Raw genomic sequence first — 20932 nt, 5'->3', positions numbered from 1 at the left:
TTTGCCCGTGCTGGACGTACTCCGAACGTACCGTAAGAGGTGGGGAATTGAAAGCACCTTCTCTGCTTTAAAGTCGCGCGGGTTGAATCTGGAATCCACGCACAGGACGGCAGCGGACCGGATCTCCAGGCTGTTCGGCTTGCTGTGCATCGCACTGGCCTGGATGGTGCGGGTGGGCCACGATGAGCAGGGAACCGACCTGCTGACGGTGGACAAACGGGGTCGCCCGGCGCGAAGCCGGGCGAGGATGGGCTGGACGCACCTCAGTCAAGCGGTGCGCTGGGCTCAGGATGCCTTCTGGGCACACTTGGAGCTCCTGAATACCCCTTTTCCTGCGCCAGATACGCAAAAATTTCGAAGTGTCAGCTGCTGAGGCCTACACTGACCTATGGACGGTCAGCAGGTGGCACCGTTTCGAACGGCCCTCGCGAGCAGCTCCCCTCGGCCGTGAGCAGGCTCGTCAAACGCTCACGGCCGAGGGGAGCTGCTCTTCAGGGATATCAATAACTGTCTACAAGTTGCAGGTAAGCTTGCGCGAGTGGTGCGAACTTCCTGACATGATCTGCAGGTAGATGCGCAGGCTTGAGTTTCTCCGCACGTTTTTGCGCTTCCAGGACCATCAGATAATCCAGACGATCCTGCGTCAGTGGGCAGGCTTTGTCATGGGTGGGTTCTGCCGGAATGAGTCTTTTTCCCGACGTGCGATCGTACACGTACCCGTTTAGCGTCGTTACAGTCGCTGAATCTGCGCTGTGAATCCAGGCGAGGCGCCACGGCCGGCCCCGGCGCTCGATACACACCAGACCGCCCGGCTCGTAGCGTGAATGCTCTGGCAGATGCCGGGCGACTTCCAGCAGTTTGATAGGCAATTCAGCGGGCCGTGCTGCGGTCATAAGTCACTCTCCCGTAGGCGGGTTTTCCATTCTTGGACGCTCCGCTGCCAGTTTACGGCGCATTTTCGACGGGCGTAAGGTCTTCTGCTTCCTCGAAGTGGATCTCACGAGGACGCAACGTTATTGTGACATTCAAATCTCCCTCTTCACCTGAGCCCAACTCGACCGGACCAGGCAACACCACTTCATGCCTCGCCAGACGGGCAGCAGTCTCAGGCGCCAGCGAGAGGGTGTACCTTCCAGGGGATAGGCGGGGGAAGCGAAAAGTGCCGGTGCTGGTCGGGTTGATGCGCGCTGATTTGCCAGCAGAATCTGTGAGCACCAGACTTAGGGAGGTGACATCGGGGACTTCGGGCATCAGCCCGCCTGCCTGGAGCGTGTTGTTCGGCGGCAGATTCAGTGCCAGCTGGCCTCTCACGCGTGCGGCTCGTTTTACCTGGATATTAAGAACACGTTTCTCTTTGCTTGCAAGCGTGAGAGTGACAGGCAATTCAGGGTTGAACAGCAATTCTTCACTGCTGTCACCAACAAGTGCAGAAACGGTCGTTATGCCAGGTGTCAAGGCCAGGAAGGCGTAGCGTCCGTTGGCATCAGTCACGGTGGCGGTGGAACCCGCACGGAGAATCACGTTGGGTACGCCGCGCCCTTCGTCATCGGCGATTCGACCGGACAGTTGCGCGATGTCAAGCCGTTCGTGCATGGGCACGTCGAAGGTGACCCGAGCAGCCAGGCGCGCCCCGACCTGCCAGTTCCCGTTCGTATGGCTTGTGGTGGCACCCATGGTGAGTTGCGTGGTGTCGTTCAACTTGTGCTTGATATCCAGGGAAGCCTGCATCTGCCTACGTCCCAGGTCACTGCTGCCCAACTGCACGGCCACTTGGGTCGAACCGCTGAAGTTGTGCTTGGCTCCCACGGTAGCGCTAACCTTTCCGAGACCGAAATCCGTGCTGCCAAGCTGCGCGGTCAGTTCAGTCTCAGGGTTCAGTTTGTATTTGCCACCCACGGTTGCGCTCAGCTTTCCCTGCACAAGGTCAGCGATGTGCACCGCGTAATTCAGTGACAGGTCAGGTAAGACTGTAGCAGTCCCCTTCACGCCCGCTGACACGATTGGCCGTTGCGTGCGAGTGTCGAAGTTCACACTCAGTGTCGGGTCCACCGTGCCTTTTGGATGCTTCAGCTTGGCCGTGGCCGAATACTGGAACAAAGCATCATCCATGCCGCGCAGGTATGTCATGGACGCGTTGTGGTCAAGCGTTCCGCCCAGAAAGGGCTGGCTGAAGGTGCCCTGCAAAAGGTGGGAGGTGGGAGTCAGCGTGTAATGTGCGCCGAATGCACCCAGCGGTGTGCGGGCGCTCATGCTGACGCCAAAGGTCGTCTGCAACTCGGATACGCCCACCACGTTGGCGAACGCCCCGAATGTCAGATCCTTTGAAGGCTGAAGTGCCAGTTTCGTCTGCAGGCTCTGACTTCCTTTTCCCTGTCCAGACCAACCTGCAGATGTACGTGCATATGTCGCGTTCAGACTGCCCCAGCTCTCCTTATAGTCGGCCTGGAATCTTGTCGAGAACTGATGGGTGCCAAGGTTGATGGCGAACGCCCCACCCACCTTGGCTTGCGGTGTGCTGAACGTTCCCTCAGCAGTAGCAAAGGTTTGGCCACCAATTCCCTGCAGTCCGACCTGTGCTGTGGCTGCCCCGGCCTTGTAGTCAAGAGCCGCTCCTGCCGTGAACCGGCCGTCTGTGGTCTCACCGGCGAACGCGCGCACACCATAATTCGAAGGCTGCATTCTGGCTGCGGCACCATTCGTGGTCAGGACCGGCAGCAAAGGGGAAAGAACCACTGGGATACGCCCCACTGACCAGTCGTACTCTTTGCGCTGATACGTCAGGGTAAACGCGTCCTGAGTCACGGAAAATCCGTACGTTCCAGGGTCTTCCTGTCGGAATTTTCCTTTGCCCGACAGACTGAACGTGCTTTTTAGGGCGCCAGCGCTGCTCGCGGCAGTTCCAACCTCAAGTGTTACGGGAAAAACCTGATAACGAGCCGAGAGTGGCAAAGCATTTTGAGGCGCAATCACATCTGTGTGCGCCACTGCGGAAACTTTCTTTCCATTATCGAGACGAGCACTAAATCTGAGTTCAACCGCGCCCGATACTTGTATAGAGCTTGTATCGACATGAACAATGACATCCCGAGTTTCGCCAGGAGCAAAAGTGAACGATTTAATATCAGTCGCGACTTTTGCTCCTCTAATTGTAGAAACGTCCAGATGGACCGTGGTATGTGAATTGCCGGTATTGCTGACCTGCCACTTCACGGTGTAACTGTCGCTCGCATTGAATGAAGGAGGATCGACCGCTACAACACGTACACGCTGATCAGTCGGCACATTGAATCGCATTACTGCCGATGAATCACTCGTCTGAAGGGGCAGTTCAATATGTCCTGCTGGAAGCGATGCTGGAGGTACCAGTGTCAGCAGTTCAGTGTGTGAACTACCAGCAGGAACCCTGAACGACAGATCCCCCACAAGCAAAACCCAGCCTGCTGGAAGTTCCAAATTCAAGGATTCCGTGACGTCAACCGTGCCGGGATTTTTGACTGTTACAGGGAAGGTAACGGGCGTGCCACCCTGCAGGGCGACCGGTACTGCTGAGACATGTATCGGTAAGGCACTTGCACCTGATAGCAGCATGCCCAAGACCACCAGCGTAGCCCGGCGCATATCATTCCACAGTTACGTTGTACCGCGCACCGACCACGCCGCTTTCGTCGTCGGCAAGGATGAGCACCTGGTACTTACCTGGCTTCAGCCCGTTGATGGCGTGTGTTTCCAGAACGCTCATGCCTGGGAGCACGCGGCGTTGACGACCGTTGAGTTTCAGGACCACGGTGCCATTGCTGTCGTAGACTTCCACGCGGGTGTTGGGCAGCGCGAGCCGTTCGCCTTGATTGCCGAGTTCCACATCGAGCTTCAGCCCTTCCGAGGTTTTGGAAAGGTTGGGATTTTGGAACTTGAGCTTCGCCTGTCCTCCGGGGAGGTTCACGAAAACCTGAACGGCATACTGCGTCATCTCGCGAATAGTGATTGAGCTTTTGCCCGCACTGGCTGCGGTCTTTTCGACGGTGCCTCCCTGAACGAGGATTACGCCCCAGTGGGTTCCCGCTGCAGCGTTCGCAGGAATATTGATGCGGTACGGGACGTTCAGTTTTCCATGAGCCGGAACGGTGACGACGCTGCTGGGTAATTCGAGCCAGGAGGTGTTGCTCCTGTTCAGCGTGCCCGGCTTCAGGTAAACCGCTCCAGCTTGCGGATCGGATTTTACGTCGCTCAGGACGAGGTGCGCTTGCTCATCCTTGCTGCCGGGATTGGTGAGAGTCAGAATGCCTTCGATGACGTTCCGACCGGGTTTGACGTCGTATTGCGTGACTGGGGCGCTGGCAACCTGCACTTGAGCCTGGCCTACGCCGACGACCGTGAGCAGTGCGAGAGCAACGAAGTGAGAACGGGTTGTGTGCATAGAGATCCTTTTCAAGCGACAGAAGAGCCTGCTCTTCTGTCGCTTGAGCTCGCCGTGGGTTCAGGCGAGGGGCACGTTGTTCGGCGGCGGTTAGAAGCCGGTGCCGATGGTGTAGGTGAGGGTTCCACCGAAGCTGTCGAAGCCACTCGTCGCCTGAACGGAGTAGCCGACCGTGGCGGTGGCGCTGTTCGTGTACTTTGCAATGCCACTGATCAGGGCAACGTTGCTGAATTTGGTGGTGGTGCTGTCGAACGTTAGGGTGGTCCCGGTGCCTGCATTGACATTGCTTGGGGTGAGCTTCAGGGCGACATTGGCGGGCATCGCCGTTCTCCCGCTGTCGAAAGCCCAGCTGACCACGATCTGCCGCGGACCGGCGACGCTTTCCTTCTGCGTCGAGTAGGTGAGGGACGCGCTGCCGGCGTCAACGAAGGTGTTGCTGTAAGCGTAGACTGTGGTAAGTGCACCTGCAGGACTAGCGGTGTTGGCGAAGTTCAGGTTCGCACCGACGAAGCCGCCGCTCACGGTCAGCGTATCGACACCGGAGTTCGTAACAGTCAGCGTGCCGTCCGCCGTGCTCGTCGTGTCGCCGCTCGCAGTGCCAGTTGTGGTTTGTGCACCGGCAAATCCAAACGCGCCAAGGACGAAAGCTGCAGCAAAAGCATTAAGTTTACGCATGTAGATACCTCTTTTAGACACCCGTTGTGAGTGTGAAGAGTTCTCCTCTGTCTGATAGAGGGAACGGACGAAAAGCCGGTCGCACCACTTGCTCCCCCCGTCCCAGGTGCCCGATTACAGGGCGGGGTTCTTCGCGTCTCTCCGTCAGAGGCTTTTCTCTGATCGAAGTACCTGGAGTATAGGGAAGACTTCTTACTTGCCGCTTACAATTTTGAGATTCAAGTGGGTTAATGCTGAGGACCCGTTTAATGAATATCTTTGAGTTCATTGTTGTCAGCCGATTAAAGGCGCCTAAGTTATGAGCAAGGAGGACCAGGCCGACACAAAGCCGCAGTGAGGTCTTACGGAAGCAGCTGACCGATCAAGGCCTCAGCCTGAATCAGGTTCGGTGGCTCACACCCCGGCCGCAGTAATGCGACAGCTTCTGGAATGTGATGGGCCACTTCGGTTTTTACGGCTGTCCAGCTTGCATGAAGTGTCACAGTTGCCTCCTTAGGCTGGGTGGTCCTGACTGCGTAGATAGCGTGGCCTGAACAGGTCTAGGTTGAGTTTGCTCATGCGCACGAGCAGCTCAGGCAGAAAGTCGATTGCCTGGGCTTCCAAGTCCGCCCCGCGATACACCAGGCAGGCCGCGCACGCACAAAGAAGCCATCCGCGGCGTAAGGTGATGTCATGCCACGGGCCAACCAGGATCAGCGTCCCTTCCCGTCGACCACTGCGAGCGCAGCATGACCTCCTGGCCCGTCCAGGAGGGCGTGTTCGAACTGGGTGACCTCCCGGTCGAGCGCGGCGGCCTTATCCCGCAGGCCCGGCTGGCCTGGCAGACCCACGGCACCCTGAACGCCGCCCGGGACAACGTCATCGTCTACCCCTGCAGCTACACCGCCACCCATGCCGGCCAGAACTGGTTGATCGGCCCGGACGGCGTGCTGGACCCGGAGCGGTGGTTCATCGTTATTCCCGACATGTTCTCCAACGGGCTGTCGTCGGGTGCGGCTGAAACTCCCGGTTACCCTGAACTCGTCACACTGAGGGATAACGTGCTCGCGCAATCCCGGCTGCTCCACGAAGTCTTCGAAATCGAGCGGGTCGCCGCGGTCTATGGTTTCTCGATGGGGGCAATGCAGGCGTACCACTGGGCGGCGCTGTTCCCTGAGCGGGTGGAGCGCGCCATCGTGGTCTGCGGCAGTGCGCGCACGGCCCTGCACAACCGCGTGTTCCTCTCCGGGCTGCTCAGGACGCTGGAGGCCGCGCCGGAGCACCTCGGCGGCGGACGCTTTGCTGCCGAGCCCAAGGCAGCCTTGCGGGCGTTCGCGCACATCTATGCCGGGTGGGGATTAAGCCAGGACTTCTACCGCGCGGAATTGTTCCGTACCGCCCTGGGCTTTCCTGATCTGGAAACGTACCTGCGCTCGGGCTGGGAGGGAGGATTCGCTGCGTGTCGGGCGGCCAACCTGTATGCCCAGGCCTTGAGCTGGGTGCACGGCGACATCAGTGTCAACGACCTGTACGGCGGGGACCTCAGCCGGGCGCTGGCGGCCATCCAGGCGCGGGTGCTCCTGATGCCCAGCGAGACCGACCTGTATTTCCGGGTGGCCGACAATGCCGCGGAGTTGCCTCATCTGCGCGCCGGGGAGTTGCGGCCGATCCCGAGCCTCTGGGGTCACCGGGCCGGGAGCCCGGCGGGTCTGCCGGAGGAACTGACCTTCCTGACCAGAACCGTACGCGCCTGGCTCGAGGGCTGAAGGAAGGGTGCCGCACCAGTGTGGTCCCCGCTCTTTAGAGCGGGGAGCCGTTACGCGCCTGCCGTACCTGAGTTCCGTAAAAGCGCGAAGTGGAACACTTCCGGGCCGGGTAGGCCCTCGGCGCCAACGACTTGCTCCATTCCAGATCGCCTGACCGGCCCCATGATCCAGCAGCACCATTCAGCCCCGACCCAGCCATTCAAATATGCAGTGAGTTATACTCCTTGAGAAGCTTCCATCAGATATCTCGTCGACCTGCGTGATGCGATCACAACGCAGGTGAACGCAGGTATTCCTGATCCCCGGCGGGTCCTGCCGACCGGGACGTCATTCTCTCCATGCGCGCCGTCGACACGTCACACCGTGATTCCCCAGCATTCCGGAGACCGCTATGTTGAAGCAGCTGCTGTTCACTGGCCTGACCCTCGCCCTGATTCCCAGCTCTGCGCAGGCCGCCACCCTGGTGTTCGGCGCGGGCGGTGAGCCCGTCTCCCTCGACTCTGGCACCATCACCGACGGGAACTCGTCACTGGCGCAGTCGCTCGTGTACGACATGCTGGTCCGGTTCAGGAAGGGAACCACGACCATTGCGCCGGGTCTGGCCACCAGCTGGAAACCGAACAAGGACGCCACCGAGTGGACCTTCACGCTCCGCCCCAACGTGAAGTTCTCCGACGGTACCCCGTTCAATGCGGACGCCGTGGTGTTCAACGTGAACCGCTGGTGGGACCAGGCGGCAGACGCGGGCGCTAAGGAGCAGACCAAGACGTTCACGTCATGGCAGTTCATCTTCGGGGGCTTCAAGGCCGAGAAAAACAGCCTGCTCAAGAACGTGCGCGCCGACGGACCGAACAAGGTCGTCTTTACCCTGAACCGCTCGTTCGCTCCCTTCCCGGAGGCGCTCGCCACGCCCTTCTTTGGCATTGCCAGCCCAGCCGCCGTCAAGAAGGCCGGAGCGAAGTATGGGACGCCGGCCGCCCTCCCGGTCGGGACCGGGCCGTTCATCATGCAGTCGTGGAAGACAGGCGACCGCATCTCACTGGTCCCCAACCAGGGACATTGGGGCAAGAAAGCCGCTTATGACCAGTTGCTGCTGCGCTTCTTGAAGGACCCCAGCGCCCGTCTGAACGAACTCAAGGCCGGAACCATCGACTTCACCACCGACCTCAACCCCGAGCAGCTCAGCGCGGTGAGAGCCGACAAGAACCTCACTCCGGTCATCATTCCCTCCTTCAACGTGGGTTTCTTGAGTCTGAACCTGGGGAACCAGTACCTGAAGAACGACAAGGTGCGGCAGGCCATCAGCATGGCGATCAACAAGAAAGCCATCGTGGACGCCTTCTGGAACGGTCTGGGAGTCACGGACGCCAGTTTCCTGCCGCCCTCACTCAGCTGGGCCAACAGCAAGAGCGTCCCTGCGGACTACAAGTACGATCCGGCTGCCGCCAGGAAGTTGCTGGCCGAAGCCGGGTACCCGAACGGCTTCACGCTGGACCTGTGGTACATGCCGGTCAGCCGCCCCTACTTCCCCACCCCCAAACCGATTGCCGAGGCGATGGCCGCCGACCTGGGGGTCATCGGCATCAAGACCAATCTGAAGACCGAGGACTGGGCCAAGTACCTGGAAGACCGCAACAAGAAGCCTGGCTTTGATATGTACATGATCGGCTGGACGGGGCCGTACGCCAGCCCGTACAACTTCTACAACGTCTACTACGGCGAAGAGTCCTCCGCGGACAGCAACTACGGGAATCCCAGGATTCACCAGCTGATGCGAACCGCCGCTGCCAGCAGCAACCGCGCTGCACAGGCCAGAGCGTACGCCCAGATTCATCAGATCACCTATGACGCGAACGTCCGCCTTCCCATCGTCCACTCGCGTCCGCTGGCGGCCGCCCGCACCTACGTGAAAGGCTGGGTGCCCAGCCCCTCGCTCATCACGCCCTTCGAGGACATCACCATCCAGGGGAAGAAGTGAGGCGCGCATGACCGGGACCCTCTCCGCGGAGCGGGCCGCCCGGCGCGAACAGGTGATTGCCTGGCGCCGTCACCTGCACCAGCATCCTGAACTGGCCTTTCAGGAGCACCGGACAGCCGCGTTTGTGGAGGCGCGGCTGCGGGAGATGCCGAACCTGACCGTCACCCGTCCCACGGCAACCAGCGTTCTGGCGGTGCTCCTGGGCAAAGCCGGGCCAGGCCGCACCGTGCTGCTGCGCGCCGACATGGACGCCCTGCCCATCCACGAGGAGAACACCTTCGAATTCGCCTCGCAAAGTCCCGGCGTGATGCATGCCTGCGGGCACGACGGTCACACGGCCATGCTGCTCGGCGCCGCGCAGGCGCTCTCGGCAGACCAGGAGCACCTGCACGGCGAGGTCCGCTTCATCTTCCAGCACGCCGAAGAACTCTTTCCTGGCGGCGCGCAGCAGGTCGTGGACGCGGGCGTCATGGACGGCGTAGACGTGGTGGTCGGCACCCACCTGCTGAGTCCCATTCCGACCGGGACCATCGTGCTGCGTGACGGGCCGCTCCTCGCGGCGTCGGACCGCTTCGAACTGACCCTGCAGGGCAAGGGCGGACACGGCGCGAGTCCGCATGAGACGGTGGATCCCGTGGTGATTGCCGCGCAGGTGATCCTGGCTTTCCAGACCATCATCTCGCGCCAGCGGGACCCCCTTGAACCCGGCGTGCTCACCGTGGCACAGATTCACGGTGGCACGGCGGACAACATCATTCCCGATACCGTCACGCTAAGCGGCACGGTCAGAACCTTCGACCCCCAACTCCGTGAACAGATGCCTCAGCGCATGGAGATGCTGGTGAAGGGCATCACGGACGGCTACGGCGCGACCTACACCTTCAACTACGTGCACGGCTACCGGGCCCTGCACAACGATCCCGGCACGACGGACATTCTGCGGGAGGTGGTGCGTGACACGCTCGGTTCCCAGGTCACCCTGCACGAGGGCAAGCCCAACATGGGCGGCGAGGACTTCAGCGCCTACCTGACGAAAGCTCCCGGCACCTTCGTCCTTATTGGGGCAGGCAACGCCGAGGAGGGCATCATCGCGCCGCACCACCATCCCCGCTTCACCATCGACGAGCGGGCGCTGGACCACGGCATGCAGCTCTTTGTAGCGGCGGCGCGCAGGCTGACCCGGCCACCTGCCTGAACCCCAGACATCAGGCGGGTGGCCGCATGGTTTCAGCACTCTGCCGAGCGTGCAGATGCCGGGGAGCTGCTGGCCGAGACTCGGACAGTTCGCCTGAATTTCGTCCGAAGAGAGGCCTGCCGGGGCAGGAGGTTGCGACGCTGCGTCTGAACTTTCTGCAGGACATTGTTCCGCGTCCATGGGAGAGCAGGACGCTACCCCCGGACCCTGGGACCGACGGCATTTGGACTCTTGTTCGAAAGTGGCCGTCCCGGACAAACCCCGAGGGACCGGATCTGCAGACGTACGGCCTCCACCATCTGCCGGGGAATGCCGGAGCAGTTCGCCCGGGAACTCGTCGTCCGTACGGAGGAGGTTCGGCGGCAGGTGCTCGAAGCCACCACCAGGCTGGAAGCTTTGAGGGCTGCTATACAGGTGGAAGCCCTCCGGAAGAACCGCTGATGGCTCGGCCAGCGGTCCAAGCACCTGCGGGAATGCGGATGTGATTGGGGCGCATCATCCTCTGAGTTGCCCGGAAACGACCGCATGGTGGTTCGCGCTTTCCGGGAGCGCCTGCTTGGTCGCCTGGAGGGCGTAGCCGAGCGGGCGCCCGGCAAACGGGAATTCCAGTTCCACTGCACTGTCTAAGAAGGCCAGTTCAATCACCTTGCGATACTCAATGCCGCCCAGCCCGATCACCCTGTCAAAGCGTAGGAGGTCCTGGGCCACCACTTGCTGGCGCAGGACCTCAACGGCGATAGGACCTGTTCGCCGCTTGTTGAAGGTCACCTCGTACGGTTCCGGAATCAGGAACGCAGGGGCAATGAACCCATATTTGGCGCTCAGCACGACCCACTCGTCCCCGATGCGGCGAGCGTACTCCCGGTTGACGATAAACGGTGTTCCCGTATAGGCCTCGTCTGCTCGCACTGCTCCGATGTGAGGATGTTTCGACCAGACCTTTTTTTGTCCGCAGGGCACGATGACCAAAGTGCTGGGCATACCCAAGAATGGCATGGTCTGGTGCTCAGATCCTGCATGGGAGCGGCCTGCCGCGTCAGAATAAAACCCCATGCAAGGCAAGGCCGATCAACTGCGCAAACGCCAGCTCTTCGAGGCGTGGCTCACTCAATACCAGCGGTATTCCACGGCCATCTGGGCACCAGGGGAGAGCATTGATGTCCGCGGCGCGGTGGCCCGGATTGCCCTGGCCCCCTGGTTCGGTTGCAGCCGGGGTCCCAGCGGCCTGATGGGCTCGGTCCCTGCCGCGGAAAAGGAAGTCATTGCGTTGGCGTCGGCCCTGCACAGCGACCAACTGCTGAACAAGGACGGACGCTGACACCATCCTTCGAAAAAGAAAGCGCCCCTTCACTCGTGGCCCCAGTCTTAAATTGGCGTCCCAACTGCAGGTGAAGAGTCAGGATTGCACATTTTCGCTGTCTTCCTGCCTCAAGGACTGACATGGAGCGGGACTGTCCCCCGATTGGAGGCCGCAGACATCGCGAGGACAAGGCACATTTTTCTGTCTGCAAGCTCTGGAAAGGCATGGCCCTGACAGAACACCTGCCATTTCGCTGAGAATGGCAGGTGTTCTGTCAGGCTGGACGGGTCTCAGAGGGTGCACTGGCTGGGCAGGCTCGCACCCGAGAGATTCCGGACCATGCGCACGATGTCGCACACCAGGGTGGCCATGCTGCGGTGGCGCTGAAAGCTGCTCTGCGTCACATCCAGCTCAAGGGTGCCCAGGACACTGCTGGCCCGCACGACCAAAGGTGTGGCTGGAGTGCCGGCCCGAACGTCCCAATCGTAGTCCGGAAGCAGGGCCAGCAGGTCGCCGGCCAGGACATCAATCTGATGGTATGACGGCACGTCAAGGCGCTGGCCTGAGACAACAGCCGCTTCAGGGCTGAACGGCCAGGGCGACGCTTCACCTTCCAGAACATGGCCAAGCGCGGCCGCCCGGTCATGATCGCAGGCGGTGCAGCTGGCCTCAGGGCCTGACAGCTGAAGGTAGAGGGTGCCGTTGTAGACCGCCATCCGGCTGTTGCCGCCCGGTGTAGGGGTCAGTTGCGCCGCTGGAACTTCAGCGTCATCCATCCCGGTCCAGGAGCCAGACGCCAGGGCAGCAGCAGACAGGACACACAGATTCAGGGGCATGATGCAGTACAACAGGACCGGTACAACAAGACCCTTACGGTTCAGGATAAATTTGACGATTTTGTCACAAGGAGCCAGGCCCTGACTGCTGATGGGGGCGGGGGACGCCGCACACGCCATCGTGCGCAGGGCCAAGGTTGACCACCATGCCCTGTTCAACCCTCGCGTTGACTGCTCTTCACGAGATCGTGAAGGCTGAGAAATCCATGGTTCAGTGACGGCTTCATGCAAGGTGGTGGACAGCCTCTGGGCACAGACCGCAGAGTCTGCGGTTCGAAATCCCGAGCATGCAGCAGGCGAAACGGTGCCCTCAGCATATGACCTTACCGCGAGTACCGAGTATTGACGATTCAGACCTCGATGAGCCGCATCCGGAAGCGGCGGCCCTTGAACGTGCCAACCTCACGGCCCGGCGTGCTTCCGGCAGTTACACGCCCATAAGCCTGGTCCGCGACCTGCCGGTCAAGTGCGACATACGTCATGGATTCGGTCACGTTGATCTTCCCGACCTGTTCCTTGAGCAGACCCACGTCACCCGTCAGCGCGCCCACCACGTCGCCCGGGCGGAGCTTATCCTTCCTGCCGCCCATGATGCACAGCGTGACCATGGCCGCAGGAACGCGTTCGGCGTTGCCGGGATCAAGTTCATCCAGGGCGTGCCACCGGACTGACGAGTTCTGATAGTCCTCGATCAGACCGACCCACTTTTTTTCGTTGGGGGCACACAGGGTCAGCGCCAGGCCCGACTCGCCGGCGCGGCCGGTTCGGCCCACCCGGTGCACGTGGACTTCCGCATCCCGGGACACGTCCGCGATGATCACAGCGGCGAGGTTCGCGATATCCAGCCCACGCGCGGCCACGTCGGTGGCCACCAGCACCGAGCAGCTGCGGTTGGCAAACAGCACCAGAATCTCGTCGCGTTCGCGCTGTTCCAGATCACCGTGCAGCGCCAGGGCTGAAAAACCCTGGGCGCGCAGTTCCCCGGCCAGCTCACGGCAGTGGGCCTTGGTGTTGCAGAAGACCAGTGCGGAGACAGGCCTGAAGTGCCTGAGCAGTCGCCCGACGCCAGCGTCGCGCTCGTCGAAGCCCACTTCGTAGAAGCGCTGCTCGATCTGGTCGCCCGCGTGCTGCGATTCCACGATTACTTCCGCCGGGTTGTTCAGGAAGCCGCTGGTGGCCTGCCGAATGTCATCCGGGTAGGTGGCAGAGAACAGCAGGGTCTGGCGCCGACTGGGACAGGCACGGACAATGCCGGCGATCTCGTCATAGAAGCCCATGTCCGTCATGCGGTCCGCCTCGTCGAGCACCAGCGTGTGCAGGTGAGTGAGGTCGAGGGTCCCGCGGCCAAGGTGATCGCGGATGCGACCAGGCGTGCCCACCACGATATGTGCGCCGTGTTCAAGCGAGGCTGCCTGCGGGCGCAGCGGCGAGCCACCGGTGAGGCTCAGCACTTTGATGTTTCCTTCCGCGCGTGCCAGACGCCGCAATTCTCCTGCCACCTGATCGGCCAGCTCACGCGTGGGACACAGCACCAGTCCCTGAACAGCGAATCGCGCTGGATCTAGCCGGTGCAGGATGCCAAGGCCAAAGACAGCCGTCTTGCCGCTGCCGGTCTTGGCCTGCGCGATCAGGTCACGCCCTTCCAGTACGTATGGCAGGCTCCTGTCCTGGATGGTCGTCATCCGGCCGTAGCCCAGCGTAGTCAGGTTGGCCAGAAGGCTGGCATTCAGGGGAAGGATGGTGAACGGATTTGAATTCATATGCTGTGGGCCATTAAAAAGAGGAGCGTTCCCAGTCTACTTCCTGGAGAGGAAGCGCGGCCCTGCCTCCTCTGCGGAGTCCTGCAATTCGGGGCGTTACGAAGCACGGCTCTGGTCAACCGGTTCAGGGCGTGCAGTTCCTGCGCAGGAGGGTTGCCCCTGGAGTGGTATGGATTGGTTCATGTTGGCCATCTGCATGACCTGACACGGGTACCCTCACCGTATGACCCCCTACATCTACCCCCTGTCCAGTTCCACTGTTCCGAAAGGCGGTGTCATTGACGTGCCCTGCTACGAGGCGCAGTCCTTCAACGGGAAGACTGCCCTGCTACATGCTACAGGGGCGCTGATTCCGTTCGACTTCGCGACCCTGACGGAGCGCGACTTCGACCTGGTCACAGGGGAGCGCGGCGACGAGTGGACCATTCAAGGGGTAATCGCTGTGGACGCTGACTGGCTGGTCGGAGTCATGGAGGTCACAACTTCCGCACCGGTCCCGAAGACGCTCGGTGCCGAAATCGATGAGGTCTGGTATTACATCACGCCAATGAACACGGTGCCCACGGTAGTCGCCGGGCAATACGTGGTGCTGGGCCTGTACCGGTAGAGCATACAAACGGAGCGACGTGTCGATTCAGGCGTGCTCCCACACTTCTTTGGAGGCGTGTGGCTGATCAACTGCACATATGAGACCCGCCGAAGGGCCTGAATCGCTCTCCTCAGCCTGGGATCCGGCTCCACGCCGTAAGGTTCCTTGAGGGTTAAACTGAGGACGCTTAAATTTTCCCTCGTCTGCCTCACTCACGTCGTCCTGGGCTTCCTCGCCCGCCTCCTGCGCCCATCGCCGTGCCAGCTGTCTTCACATGAAGACGGACCATGATTACTGCGACCTCACACGACCTGCTGGTTCGTTCACGCAAAAGTGTCTACAAGTGCTTATGGCCAGCTCCGACCGTGGCTGTCCCCGTAGTGGAAGGTACATGACGCGGTGCATGGCTCCAGACCTCACGCATCTGTCCACCCGGCAGTTTCAGCCATGTCCCGGTCCGTCATCTGGCACGGCTGGCAATTACCAGGTGACAGGGTTCAGATCCCTGTGGGTGGGAAGAGGTTCCGGTCGCGTTGTTATACGCAATGACCTTACCGCTCCTCCCCCTGTTGAATTTGTACGCCCGCACACCGTGCCCTTGGCACCAAGCTCCTGCAGCCGATCTCATCGGTGATCGAGGCGGCCTCGACCCCTGACGAGGGCATGGCCCAGGGCGATAGCGACCGCTCCTGGCAGGAACTTCCGGGCAGCATGATCGGAGAACGTGGGGAGCGAACCTGGGCGAAGCTGCTCAGATCCCCAGCACCGGATGCGGTTCGTAGGGCGCCTCGAGCGCCGCACAGTCCTCCGCACTCAGGCGCACGTTCAGGGCAGCCACGGCATCCTCCAGGTGCGGCATTTTGCTCGCTCCGATGATCGGCGCAGTGACACCCGGCTGGGTGAGCAGCCAGGCCGTGGCCACCTGCGCAGGGGACACGCCCAGCCGACCCGCGACTTCGGCAACTCGCGCCTGCACTGCGTAATCCCCCTCGGTACGGTACAGGCGCTGGCCGAAGGTGTCGCTGCGCGCCCGGGTGGTTTTCGGCTCGTCGGCAGTGCGGTTCCCGGCCAGGAAGCCGCGCGCCAGCGGACTCCACGGAATGACGCCCACGCCGTCCTCGCGGCACAGCGGCATCATCTCTCGCTCCTCCTCGCGGTAGACCAGGTTGTAATGGTTCTGCATGCTCACGAAGCGGGTCAGGCCGTGCAGGTCCGCCGCATGCTGCATCTTTGCGAACTGGTAGGCGAGCATGCTGCTCGCGCCGATATACCGCACCGCGCCCATCCGCACCAGGTCGTGCAGCGCGGTCATGGTTTCCAGGATGGGGGTTTCCGGGTCGAAGCGGTGAATCTGATACAGGTCGATGTAATCGGTCCCCAGGCGCTTCAGGCTGGCCTGGACAGCGTCCATGATGTGCTTACGCGACAGTCCACGGTCGTTGGGTCCGGCGCCCATCGGGTTGTAGACCTTGGTCGCGATGATGGCCTGGTCACGTGACGTGAATTCCCTGAGCGCCCGGCCAAGCACCTCCTCGCTGCGGCCCAGGCTGTACATATCCGCTGTATCGAAGAAGTTGATGCCGAGGTCCACGGCGCGTGCGATAAACGGCCGGCTGGCGTCCTCGTCGAGCACCCAGTCTCTCCAGCCCGGGTCCCCGTAGGTCATGGTACCGAGTGAGATTCGCGAGACCTTCAGTCCGCTCTGGCCCAACCGTACGTAATCCATGGTGCGGACCGTAACACGCGGCCTTCCACAGAGCAATGGCATGTCGTGCCAGTTTTCTGGAGATATGGGTTCAGCTGCCACTGAGGGCTCGCTCACGTCGCTTATCCAAATGAACAGCGCCTCAAGCCCAGGCACTTTCACCCGGACCGGGCGAAATGTAAGGTAAAGAACCAACCTGCACATTCAGTCCCTGTCCTTCCTGGCATCACCCCAGGACTGACGCGCGATGGTCCAGTCCTGCCTGCCGTATTTCGCCGCCTGACATCACCCGGACGGGTGAAAGGAGCACCCGATGGAAGACGTTTCCCGCAGGACACCTCGGCCAGTTGCATTCAGTCTGCTGGGGGCCATGTCGCTGACCCTCAGCGCGTGCAGCATGACGGCGCTCGAACCGCCGCCCTCAGGCCCGGCCCTCAGCGCGCAGGGCCAGCTCAGCATCCGCAACGCCGATCCCAGCGTCATCCGGGTGGGCAGTACGTACTACTCGGTGGAGTCCGACGGCAACAACATCTATTCGCGCGCGGCCACCAGCGTGAATGGCCTGGCGAACGCCACCCGGACCCTGATCTGGTCGGCGCCCAAAAACATGCCCAACGTCTGGGCCCCCGAACTGGTGCGCGATCCCGGGACGAGCCGCTATTATGTGTATTTCGCTTCGGGCGACGGTGGAAGCGGGCAGCGCACCTATGTCTCGGAGTCTGCCCACCCGGGCAGCGCGTACAGCGACCCGAAGATGATGAACCTTCCCGATGGCAAGTGGGCCATCGACGGCGTCTCGTTCTTCTTCAGTAACCAGCGCTATTTCGTATGGTCCGGCTGGGCGGGTGACACGAATGTCGAGCAGAACCTTTACATTGCCCGGATGTCGAGTCCAACCGCGACGACTGGGGCGCGCTACGTGATTTCCCAGCCGCGCGAATCCTGGGAGCGTGTGGTCGGCAATCCGTATATCAACGAGGCGCCGCAGCCCATCCGGGACCCGAACGGGCAGCTGCACTTGGTGTATTCGGCGAACGGCAGCTGGAGCGAGCAGTACTGCCTGGCCGATCTGCGCCTGCGTGCCGGCGGCGACCCGACGTACGTGTGGGACTGGTACAAGTCCAACGGCTGCCTGTTCGGGTCGAACCGCTCCACCCTGATGACCGGCTGGGACCCGACGCTGTACGTCAACGGCCCCGGGCACCATAGCTTCGTGCTGCTCAATGGCGACATCAGCACCAGCCCGCCAGCGGGCTCGTCGTTTCCCCTGGCGTTTCACGCGGTGCCGAAAGGAACAACCTATTCGTGGAGCAACCGCTCCTGGTACAGCGGCTCGTTCATGTGGTGGGGCAACACCACCTATTCCCGCAGCAACGTGCCGGGCGCCACGACGAACACCGGCTACAGCCTCAAGTTCTTCGAGTAGACCTGAGGGTCCCAGGGGGGAATCGGTCCTCTTCCATTTCCATTAGCGCCAGGCGGTGGCCTGCACACCGCCTGGAACGCACGCCAGGCATGTGCCGCTCCGGGGCACGCACCCGGCCCGTACCATAACCGCATGACCATTGTCGTGCTGTTCATGCTGGCGTTGGCGCTGGCATTGTGGGTCCAGCTTGCGGCGGTCCGCAGAAGGCTCGACACCGCGGAACGCCGCATTGAGATCCTGCGTGCGACCCTGGAAACCCAGCGAGCTGATCGTCCGGCCACCGTTCCGAACAGTGGAGACGCTCAGGCACCCGACACCGCCGCGTCCGCACGCGGACCTGCCCCGGTCGGCGTAATCTGGCCAGAAGATCAGCCCTCACCTGCGCCGCCACGCGCGCCGCGGGACAGCCGCACGGCCATGGCCTGGGGCGGCGCGGCGCTGACGCTGCTGGGCCTGGCGGCCGTGCTGGGACAGCTGGGCACCCAGGGCCGCACCGGTCAGGTCCTGCAGTTGTTGCTCGCGTCCCTCCTGGGCACAGGACTGTACGCGTTGTCCGGCTGGCTGCCCAGCCGGCTGGGCCTGCCGGCCCCTTCGGCGGTGGTCGCCGGAGCGTTACGGGGCCTGGGATACGGGATTCTGGCATTGTGCACCGGCGCGCTGCACATGGCAGGTGTGATGCCGGCGGCAGGTGTGTTGCTGCTGGTGCTGCTGCTCAGCGCCCTGACCGCATGGCACGGACTGTCGCAGCAGGGCCGCGCGCCGGCAATGACACTGATCACCTTGGCCAGTGCCCTGTCCGGAGCGGCCCTGTCCAGCTGGCTGATGGCCGACGATGTCGCACGCGGTGGCGGAGACCTGCTGCTGGGCGGCGCGGTGGTCGCGATTGCAGCCGCGGCTGCCTGGCTGGCTTCAGGACCTCTGTCAGGCAGCGCCACCCTGCTGCTGGTGATTCCGGCACTGCTTGCCGGACACCATGTGGTCGCGGCCGCGCACGAACGTGCACTGAGCCTGTCTCCCGTGGCCTGGTCCGTCGCGCTGCTGCCGGTCGGCGCCGCGGTGTGGTGGCGCGCCCGCCAGGGCACGGGTCAACGGGGCTCCTGTACCTCCGGCGACCTTCTCGCCCTGCAGGCGGCGTTGCCTCTGGGGGCAGCACTCGCGGTGTGGGAAGCGTCCGGGCAGGTGACGCCGCTGCTGCCGGCGCTGGGTGTAGTGGTCCTGGGCGCCTGGGCACTCCTGACATCCCGCGGGTCCCCACACCCGCCGGACCGCCAGGCCAGCCTCGACGGCCTGAGTGTCGGGAGCGCCGCGCTGCTGGGCGGCGTGACGTTCGGACTGCTGGGCGGTGGAGCGTCACCCTCGCCGTTCGTGATCGCGGCGCTGCTGACCCTGGTCGCCCTGCATGCCGACCGTACGGCCACCCGCGAAGGTCAGGGTACACATGCGAGTGTACCGCCGGTGCCGCCGGACATGCTGGCGTGGGGCGCCGCGTTAGCCAGCGCGGCAGCACTGCTGTACGGACTAGTGAGCACCGTAACCGGACTGCAGCGCAGCGCGCCGGGGGCGCCGCTGCAGACCACCCTGCCGGAGCTGCTCGCGGGACTGCTGAGCGTCGCGGGCATCCTGATGCTCAGCCGCGGCCTGAGTCTGCCGGGCGTGGCGCGGCTGACCGGCGCGGCGGCCGGCATCACCACAGCCGCACTTGGGGCATTCACGACCCGTCACGGCCTGCCGGTGCCCGCCGCGCTGGGACTGGTCAGCGCCTCGGCGGCCACCCTGGCCTGGTGGACCCGTGCACGCACCGCGCCTCAGGGGCCCGTGACCGGCCTGCTGGCGCTGCTGGCCGGCTGGACCGTCACGAGTTTCTGGTGGGCCGCCGCCACTTTCCAGGCCGCGTCACTGGCGCTGATGACCGCCGTGGCCGCCACGTGGCTGCTGACCCGCGCCCCTGAGCGTTACCTGCCTCACACCGCGCCGGGGTCAGACGAGGAGACACCAGCACGCTTGACCTGGGAGACTGCGGTGCAGCTGAGTGCGGGCCTCCTCACTGCTGCCGGCCCCGGGCTGGCTGTCTTCGCGCTGCTTACCCCGCACATGGCGGCCGCGCCGGCCCTGGGGCTGCTGACTGCAGCAGTCGCGGCACTGCTGCTCTGGCGCACGTCCGCGCTGCAGGGCGAACTGAAGCTGCAGGGGGCACGGACGGGAGCCACGCTGGCGCATGTCGCGCTGCTGGTTGTGCTGGCTGAACTGGCGGGCGGCGAACGGATGGTGCACCGTATACCGGCCGAAGGCGCCGGGATGCTGGGTGCCGGGATAGCCGCGGCGCTGATGGGTGCTCTGGTCTGGACCCGGGCAGGTGGGCGAACCCTCCGCGGACTGCTGGCATCCGCAAAAGACCTGCCTGTGGAAGCTGAGGGGAATCCTGATGTGCTGGACGCGCGGGACACTCTGCGTCTGGCGCTGCTGTTGCCGGCAAGCGACGCTGCCGTGCAGCTTGGCCTGGACCTGTTGCGTGGTCAGCCGGCCGGGGAATTCTTCGGGCTGAGCCTGAGTACGCTGCTGGTGCTGCTCGGAGTGGTGACACTGCGGCACGCGCACGCGGCGGGCCGGGTCAGAACCTGGAACGTGGCGATGGCTTTGTTTGCGCTGGGCGTCGCCAAAGCCATTGTCGTGGACATGGACGGCTGGAGTGTCGCGGTACGAGGCGCAGTTGTTTCAGCAGCCGGACTGGCATTCCTGGCGATTGCGCAGCTGGCTCCCCGCCGGAACTCCTGACCCTTCAGTCACGGGTAGGGTCCGGCGGAAGTGGTCTTGGTCAGCTGCCCGTCCTCTCGTCGGCCGCATTCAGACAACGATTCTTTTGGTCACGGCGTCAGGGTGCATCCATGAGGTGTCACAGGCCTTCCGAAGTACCGTCAGTCCCCCGCAGTGTTCCAGGATGGGCTGCTGTCGTGACGCCCTTCGACAATTTCCATGCGGTTTCCCCACGGGTCCGAGAGGTAAAGGCGGCGCAGGTGGACGCGAGTGTCCAGGCTGCACACCACACCAAACTGCTCAGCGCGCGCAAGAACGGTGTCCAGGTCGTCGCAGAACAGACAGATGTGCCCTTTCGTGCTGGGTACGAATGCATCTGCCACACCGGTATGAATCTGGCGGCCGTCGGGCAGTGCGAACCAGACTCCACCGTTTGCCTGCAAAATTTCCGGCTTGGTCAGTTCTGGCAGCCTGAGAAAGGCGCCAAAGAAAGTGCGGGCTTCCGCCTCATGACCGCGGGGAGCGTTCACTTGCACATGGTCCAGACCCTGAATCATG

The 20932-nt window shown here is 62.7% G+C and carries 17 protein-coding genes and 1 riboswitch; of the genes, 8 read left to right on the top strand and 9 right to left on the bottom strand.

Translation table 11 applies throughout. From position 1 onward, the window contains the following. Positions 1-373: transposase (locus IEY49_RS05410; RefSeq protein ID WP_189005279.1), on the top strand; the 373-nt coding region annotated here is incomplete at its 5' end. A 127-nt stretch (positions 374-500) separates the two neighbouring features. Here the strand turns inward: IEY49_RS05410 and IEY49_RS05405 are convergent. From IEY49_RS05405 to IEY49_RS05390, 4 genes are all read right to left on the bottom strand, one after another. Then, positions 501-893 carry a hypothetical protein gene (locus IEY49_RS05405; protein WP_189005271.1) on the bottom strand — a complete coding sequence of 131 codons (393 nt, stop codon included), beginning with the start codon at positions 891-893 and terminating at the stop codon, positions 501-503. 52 nt (positions 894-945) lie between these two features. Then, the gene (locus IEY49_RS05400) at positions 946-3594 is read right to left on the bottom strand and encodes a carboxypeptidase-like regulatory domain-containing protein (protein WP_189005269.1); all 2649 of its coding nucleotides are present in this window, start codon (positions 3592-3594) and stop codon (positions 946-948) included. Positions 3595-3619: 25 nt separating this feature from the next. Then, a complete protein-coding gene (locus IEY49_RS05395; protein WP_189005267.1) occupies positions 3620-4414 on the bottom strand; it encodes a hypothetical protein in 795 nt (264 codons plus the stop codon). Positions 4415-4504: 90 nt separating this feature from the next. Then, positions 4505-5089 (bottom strand): hypothetical protein, encoded by a 585-nt coding sequence (locus IEY49_RS05390; RefSeq protein ID WP_189005265.1) that lies wholly within the window; start codon positions 5087-5089, stop codon positions 4505-4507. A gap of 64 nt (positions 5090-5153) precedes the next feature. Next, a riboswitch (cyclic di-GMP riboswitch) is annotated at positions 5154-5237 on the bottom strand. Between the two features lie 580 nt (positions 5238-5817). On the opposite strand from IEY49_RS05390, the gene IEY49_RS05385 reads away from it, so the two are divergent. From IEY49_RS05385 to IEY49_RS05375, 3 genes are all read left to right on the top strand, one after another. Further along, entirely contained in the window at positions 5818-6834 is a 1017-nt protein-coding gene (locus tag IEY49_RS05385; protein WP_189005263.1) for an alpha/beta fold hydrolase, read from the top strand. A gap of 391 nt (positions 6835-7225) precedes the next feature. Continuing rightward, the gene (locus IEY49_RS05380) at positions 7226-8812 is read left to right on the top strand and encodes an ABC transporter substrate-binding protein (RefSeq protein ID WP_189005261.1); all 1587 of its coding nucleotides are present in this window, start codon (positions 7226-7228) and stop codon (positions 8810-8812) included. Positions 8813-8819: 7 nt separating this feature from the next. Beyond that, a complete protein-coding gene (locus IEY49_RS05375; RefSeq protein ID WP_189005259.1) occupies positions 8820-10007 on the top strand; it encodes an amidohydrolase in 1188 nt (395 codons plus the stop codon). A gap of 495 nt (positions 10008-10502) precedes the next feature. Here the strand turns inward: IEY49_RS05375 and IEY49_RS05370 are convergent, their stop codons facing one another. Further along, positions 10503-10988, bottom strand: a complete 486-nt coding sequence (locus IEY49_RS05370; RefSeq protein ID WP_189005258.1) for a DUF6884 domain-containing protein — start codon at positions 10986-10988, stop codon at positions 10503-10505. A 70-nt stretch (positions 10989-11058) separates the two neighbouring features. Between IEY49_RS05370 and IEY49_RS05365 the strand changes: the two genes are divergently transcribed. After that, on the top strand, positions 11059-11325 hold the full coding sequence (locus IEY49_RS05365) for a hypothetical protein (protein WP_189005305.1): 267 nt from the start codon (positions 11059-11061) through the stop codon (positions 11323-11325). Positions 11326-11597: 272 nt separating this feature from the next. Here the strand turns inward: IEY49_RS05365 and IEY49_RS05360 are convergent, their stop codons facing one another. Beyond that, positions 11598-12143, bottom strand: a complete 546-nt coding sequence (locus IEY49_RS05360) for an FHA domain-containing protein (RefSeq protein ID WP_189005256.1) — start codon at positions 12141-12143, stop codon at positions 11598-11600. 350 nt (positions 12144-12493) lie between these two features. Further along, positions 12494-13903 (bottom strand): ATP-dependent RNA helicase DbpA, encoded by a 1410-nt coding sequence (gene dbpA / locus IEY49_RS05355; RefSeq protein WP_189005254.1) that lies wholly within the window; start codon positions 13901-13903, stop codon positions 12494-12496. A 223-nt stretch (positions 13904-14126) separates the two neighbouring features. Between dbpA and IEY49_RS05350 the strand changes: the two genes are divergently transcribed. Further along, a complete protein-coding gene (locus tag IEY49_RS05350) occupies positions 14127-14510 on the top strand; it encodes a hypothetical protein (protein ID WP_189005252.1) in 384 nt (127 codons plus the stop codon). A 733-nt stretch (positions 14511-15243) separates the two neighbouring features. Here IEY49_RS05350 and IEY49_RS05345 read toward each other — a convergent pair. Further along, positions 15244-16218 carry an aldo/keto reductase gene (locus tag IEY49_RS05345; protein WP_189005250.1) on the bottom strand — a complete coding sequence of 325 codons (975 nt, stop codon included), beginning with the start codon at positions 16216-16218 and terminating at the stop codon, positions 15244-15246. Between the two features lie 349 nt (positions 16219-16567). Here IEY49_RS05345 and IEY49_RS05340 point away from each other — a divergent pair, with 349 nt between their 5' ends. Then, entirely contained in the window at positions 16568-17623 is a 1056-nt protein-coding gene (locus IEY49_RS05340) for a glycoside hydrolase family 43 protein (RefSeq protein ID WP_229780646.1), read from the top strand. A 132-nt stretch (positions 17624-17755) separates the two neighbouring features. Continuing rightward, the gene (locus IEY49_RS05335; protein ID WP_189005246.1) at positions 17756-20395 is read left to right on the top strand and encodes a hypothetical protein; all 2640 of its coding nucleotides are present in this window, start codon (positions 17756-17758) and stop codon (positions 20393-20395) included. Positions 20396-20535: 140 nt separating this feature from the next. Here IEY49_RS05335 and IEY49_RS05330 read toward each other — a convergent pair whose 3' ends face one another. Beyond that, the gene (locus IEY49_RS05330) at positions 20536-20904 is read right to left on the bottom strand and encodes a VOC family protein (protein WP_308424640.1); all 369 of its coding nucleotides are present in this window, start codon (positions 20902-20904) and stop codon (positions 20536-20538) included. Positions 20905-20932 lie beyond the last annotated feature (28 nt).

The sequence above is a fragment of the Deinococcus malanensis genome (genome assembly GCF_014647655.1).
GTDB classification, from domain to species: Bacteria; Deinococcota; Deinococci; order Deinococcales; family Deinococcaceae; genus Deinococcus; species Deinococcus malanensis.
This window is presented reverse-complemented; position numbering and strand designations above follow the sequence as displayed.